Here is a 3,653-nt window from a genome sequence, read left to right as displayed (position 1 = left end):
TATCAAAATCGCTAAATACGGGCTTACAGGAGGGTACAGCGGAGCTTATTAAGACCGCCAAAGCACTTGGACATTTAAAAAACTCGATTGAATCAACCAGTGATCAATTTTCATGGAAAATCATCACTATCGTTTTAGGCATTTTCGCCATTCTTATGCTTGGCATCATTTGGCTGTTTAGTGTTTATATCAAACCTTTAGAAAATATCCCGCAGATCGAGAGCCTAAGACAGCAAGGCATTCAGTTTGATCTTGGAAGCTGTAAAGTCGATGGAGAATCTAAAACGTGTGTCCGAGTGATGAAAGAACAGTGCGGATATGGAAATGCTAAAGATTTTTGCGTGATAGACCCTAAATAACAAACATCTGAAAAAGAAAAAGCCCATTCAGTATTGAAACTCAATGGGCTTTCGCTTTATATTCAGCGGTACGCAGTTATTTGATGCGCTAACATCAAGTAACGAAGATCAGCAGAGCTACCAACTCGTGCAGATTTCACCACAAGGCTTGTACCTGAACTCTATTTTCACAATAAACAGTGTTTAGATCAAGACTCAAAATGATAAGTCTTCGTTAATACGTGTTTTTAATCATCAAATAAGCATCATAGATCGAGCTTTGCCTGCTTCTGCGTGTCCGTTTTACGGATTGGCATGCGTTGCATGTGGAGGGAATAAGTGTCACTGGTGCAACGTAGCGATAGTCGAAAGGCTAAACCGCTACAGGGGAATCTCACAAAAGCGGAGCGTTAAGAGTAGTTGTATAGGTTGGTTAAGTTGTATGTTGGGGAAACCCTCGCAGAGATACCGCCATACTTCGACAGGGAGCGTGTGGGGAGAGGTGCAAGACCTTTAGTCCTTGTCTGCATAGTTTGCAAAGCTATGTGCGGATACGACCGATATACGTGGCTCCGAAGCCAAAAGAATATACGGTAAATCGGCAATACTTAAAGGATGCGTCATTTTTTTAAATGACCGCCTTTAGGGAGAGTATTGCCGAAACTCTCTCAACCGTTTCCAAAGCCAAAGCACGAAGTGCGACGCTTTGGGGGCGAGTTGAGAAGTTGAGAGCTTATTAAGCGTTTAAGAATAATAAGCGGATGTTTGATCTATTCTAATTTTATTGCTTAGGCTATTTGACTAATTAATTATGTTTTCAATAGCTTGTTTAAGTTCTTTAAATACTTCTTTGCTTTTCTTATTCCAATAAAACCATGTGCCAATTGCAATAATTAATGAAAACTTGTGATGAAAAGCTGGAAATAGGACGTACTTTGCAGCCTATGCTACAATTCGCAGTCTAGACCGAATACTGGTCTTTTTCTTTTATTTCGTTTTCTTTGGTTTCCAGGTTTTCATATGATTAAGTGGATCATTCTGGCGATTTTTATTCTTTCTGCACTTTATATTCAGCAACGTGGGAAGGTTCGTCACTCGTTTTATCGTCAATTTTTCGATCACTCAACGATTCTTGCGCCAATTAACTACCTCATGTACATGTTTTCAAAGGTACCGAATCAGCCATATATCGATACACAGCATTTTCAAGACTTAAAAGTGTTGGATGAAAACTGGGAAATGATTCGTGATGAAGCAAAAGCTTTATATGAAAAAGGCGGAATTAAAGCATCGAGCAGTTATGATGACTTGGGGTTTAACTCCTTTTTCAAAACAGGCTGGAAGCGTTTTTATCTGAAATGGTATGACTCTGCACATCCATCAGCCGCTGAACTTTGTCCAAAAACGACGGCGTTGCTGAAAACCTTGCCGACCATTAAAGCCGCGATGTTTACCGAGCTGGCACCTGACAGCCGTTTGGTTCGTCACCGTGACCCTTATGCGGGTTCATTGCGTTATCACTTGGGGTTGATCACACCGAATGATGATCGCTGCTTTATTGATGTGGATGGTGAGCGCTATTCATGGCGCGATGGTGAAAGCGTGGTCTTTGATGAAACTTATATTCACTATGCCGAAAACACCACTGATCAAAACCGCATTATTTTCTTTGCCGATGTCGAGCGTCCATTAAAGACACGCTTTATGGAACGTTTCAATCACTGGTTTGGTAAAAAAGTTATGACCGCTGCCAGCTCTCCAAATGAAGCAGGGGATCAAACGGGTGGACTGAATAAAGTCTTTGGTTATGTCTATCAAGTGCGGATCAAAGCTAAAGCCTTGAAGAAAACCAACCGTCAACTGTACTACTTCTTAAAGTGGTTCTTAATGCTCGGAATTTTCTTCCTGATCTTTGTTCGACCTTATGTGTTTTAAAGTACATTAAACGCCCTGAGGGGCGTTTTTTTATTTGGGCAGAAAAGGGGAAGCCTATCTGCCCTTTTGATTTTTCTATTTATTTCAAGGCTTACAGTGGATTTGAACCACGCATGGCTTTATGCTTTATCCAGTTAAAACTAAAAACAACATGAGCGCGTATCTCTTTCATTTTTAAGATCGCAACTTATAAGTTAGATAAAGCATGAGGTTTCAAGGTGCAAAAGTTTCTTGTAGTTAATTAATTTTACGTTGATTTAATATCTCTTGTCCTAATTCTTTCCAAATTTGCCATTTCATATCATTTGGATCAATTTCAGCAGTTTTAAGCAGAACTCCAAGTAATTCGGCGGGGTCACGCTGATCTAGGTTAGCAATTTCAAAAAGTGCGCCTAATTGGATGAGGTGACGTGTACGAGCTTTACGTTCAGCTTCCTTTTCCGCATTGAGTAATTTTCTAACAACGACTTTCTGTTTATTTGCTCGATCTATAGCTTTTTCAGCTTTGATAAGGGCATTTAATTTCTTTTCTTGTTCAGGTGTTCGGTACTGAATTTGAGCCAATTCCAATAGAAGTTTTTGAGCATCACTTGGATTCTTTAATGCAGAAATGTAGGTAATTTTTTCAGACAGCCATTCATTATTCATATTCAATTCCTTAATTCAGATACCGCAAAAGTACATGCTCAATTCTCAAAGAACGATAACAAAATAATTACGTCCAAGGTACGCAATTTTGTTAAAGTTCGTTCTAGATATTGTCGCCTGCACTTCCATCAAAATTTTGATGGCGCGCTTAGACGTTTCTCAATTTCATTGAGAAACCTAAGCACGTTAGGGATTTCATCCCTAAAACCCTGAAACTTCTTTTTTTAATTCAATTTTCAATTGAATTAAAAAAAGAAGTACCAAAGCTAGGAGCAACAGCATGCAACTAAAACAGGTCTTGGGAAAAATCAAAGATATTAGTTTTGGCGTGATCGCAGCACCGCTACTTATCATCATTATGATGTGGGCTTCGATACTTGATCAAAGAGCGTTTAAAAAAGAACGTAACCGAAAAAAGGAACAGGATAAGACCTAATGGCGATTGCTCGTTTAAGTGTCAAAGTCGGTAAGGCAGGCAAAGCAGCACCGCATGCCGAATATATTGATCGGGATGAAGAAAAGAAGCTGAAACAGGAACAGGCAGAAACCGACCTTGAACATAGTGCCTATGGAAATATGCCGAAATGGGCTGAACATAATCCGATTACCTTTTGGCAGGCAGCCGACCTTTACGAGCGCAAAAATGGCAGTACCTATCGAGAATATGAAATTGCCCTACCTAGAGAGATGAATGCCGAGCAACGCTTAGAACTGGTTGAGGACTTTATCCAG

At 39.9% G+C, this 3,653-nt stretch carries 5 protein-coding genes; 4 read left to right on the top strand and 1 reads right to left on the bottom strand.

All coding sequences use genetic code 11. The features are described from left to right. Together FTV32_RS16090 and lpxO are read left to right on the top strand one after the other, a co-directional pair. Window positions 1-359: hypothetical protein (locus FTV32_RS16090; RefSeq protein WP_180006237.1), on the top strand; the 359-nt coding region annotated here is incomplete at its 5' end. Window positions 360-1,358: 999 nt separating this feature from the next. Continuing rightward, complete coding sequence (gene lpxO, locus FTV32_RS16085) at window positions 1,359-2,273, top strand: lipid A hydroxylase LpxO (protein ID WP_125273387.1); 915 nt, start codon at window positions 1,359-1,361, stop codon at window positions 2,271-2,273. A 237-nt stretch (window positions 2,274-2,510) separates the two neighbouring features. Here the strand turns inward: lpxO and FTV32_RS16080 are convergent, their stop codons facing one another. Continuing rightward, complete coding sequence (locus tag FTV32_RS16080) at window positions 2,511-2,921, bottom strand: conjugal transfer protein TraD (RefSeq protein WP_179995789.1); 411 nt, start codon at window positions 2,919-2,921, stop codon at window positions 2,511-2,513. A 280-nt stretch (window positions 2,922-3,201) separates the two neighbouring features. Between FTV32_RS16080 and FTV32_RS16075 the strand changes: the two genes are divergently transcribed. Both FTV32_RS16075 and FTV32_RS16070 read left to right on the top strand, forming a co-directional pair. Then, window positions 3,202-3,357 carry a hypothetical protein gene (locus FTV32_RS16075; protein ID WP_004847148.1) on the top strand — a complete coding sequence of 52 codons (156 nt, stop codon included), beginning with the start codon at window positions 3,202-3,204 and terminating at the stop codon, window positions 3,355-3,357. Continuing rightward, window positions 3,357-3,653: MobA/MobL family protein (locus tag FTV32_RS16070; RefSeq protein WP_180029100.1), on the top strand; the 297-nt coding region annotated here is incomplete at its 3' end. The genes FTV32_RS16075 and FTV32_RS16070, both read left to right, overlap by 1 nt.

Source organism: Acinetobacter sp. YH16032 (assembly GCF_013417345.1).
Classification (GTDB): Bacteria; Pseudomonadota; Gammaproteobacteria; order Pseudomonadales; family Moraxellaceae; genus Acinetobacter.
This window is presented reverse-complemented; position numbering and strand designations above follow the sequence as displayed.

Excerpts from the sequence above, each read along its gene's own strand:
- lpxO (WP_125273387.1), top strand. The coding sequence starts at position 1,359 with ATGATTAAGTGGATCATTCTGGCGATTTTTATTCTTTCTGCACTTTAT.
- FTV32_RS16080 (WP_179995789.1), bottom strand. The coding sequence starts at position 2,921 with ATGAATAATGAATGGCTGTCTGAAAAAATTACCTACATTTCTGCATTA.
- FTV32_RS16075 (WP_004847148.1), top strand. The coding sequence starts at position 3,202 with ATGCAACTAAAACAGGTCTTGGGAAAAATCAAAGATATTAGTTTTGGC.